The 1152-nt window shown below is 67.4% G+C and carries 1 protein-coding gene; it reads right to left on the bottom strand.

What is annotated here, in order from left to right; genetic code table 11:
- On the bottom strand, positions 1-1152 hold a 1152-nt coding region (locus N864_RS22435), incomplete at both ends, for a M6 family metalloprotease domain-containing protein (protein WP_034722824.1).

The raw sequence follows: 1152 nt of genomic DNA, 5'->3' as shown, positions 1-1152 counted from the left end.
CCGTCCTGGTAGGGGAAGTGCTCCACCCAGTTCGGCATCGTGTCGGGGAAGCCGAAGTTGTACGGGCTCGTTGCCAGACCCCGGTCGTAGCCGCGGTAGGTGCGGTACTCGGCGAAGTAGGCGTTGAAGTGCGAGGTGACGATGTCGCCGTCCGTGCGCACGAAGCCCTTGTAGGTCCAACCTGGGTCGCTCTCCGCCCCGTCGACGGCCTGGCCCGTGATCGCGATGTCGTCGATCGAGAGGCCGGGGTAGGTCGCCGCGACGTCGGTCCAGTAGCGGAACCCGAGGGTCACCGTCTGTCCGGCGAAGGCGGACAGGTCCGCCGTCAGGTCGACCCAGGTGCCGCCGCTGGTGCCGGTGATGCCGTGGCCGAAGTTCTGCCCGTTGGGGTTGGCGTCGGTCGACAGGCTCGTCGCCACGGCGTTGCCGTTGACGGTCAGGTAGGCGTAGTCCCAGCCCGGTTCGATGTCGTAGCGCACCTTGGCGGAAAGGGTCGGACTGCCGGAGGGCAGGCCCACCGACCGCGTCATCGTGTTGTCGAGGTTGTTCCCGCTCCCGGAGAAGTAGAAGGACGACCCGGCATACGGTGTGCCGACGTTCTTCGTGATCTTCTTGTCCGGCAGCAGGGCCACGAGCGCCTGGGCCTGCTTCGTGTTCGCCGTCGACGGGCCGAGCTTGGTCGAGGCCGACTGCTGGTAGCCGACGGCCTCATAGTTCGACCAGCCGAGGAGGATCTTCTCGTAGGCCGACATCGGGATCGGCTCGGTGCCGATGCCGTCGTCGGGCTTGCCGCTGCTGCCGTAGGAGCCGGACGAGTAGAGCGTCCAGAAGCCGGTCGAGTTCTCCGCCCCGCCGGTGTTGCCGGAGGTGTCGTAGAGGTCGGGCAGGCCGAGGTCGTGGCCGAACTCGTGCGCGAAGACGCCGACGCCGCCGTTCTCCGGCTCGACGGTGTAGTCGCCGATCCAGAGGTTGGTGTTGCCGATCCGGACGCCGCCGTACTTGTTGAACGACGGCCCGGTCACGCCGATGTTGTTGTAGAAGGCATACCAGCGGTGCGACCAGATGGCGTCGCTGCCTTGCGCGCCCCCGCCCGTCTCCTCACCCTCACCGGCGTGCACGGACTGGAAGTGGTCGATGTAGCCGTCCGGCTCG

It is taken from the genome of Intrasporangium chromatireducens Q5-1, from assembly GCF_000576575.1.
Taxonomy (GTDB): Bacteria; Actinomycetota; Actinomycetes; order Actinomycetales; family Dermatophilaceae; genus Intrasporangium_A; species Intrasporangium_A chromatireducens.
The sequence above is the reverse complement of the archived record's forward strand: the minus strand, read 5'-3'. Positions and strand labels throughout refer to the sequence as shown.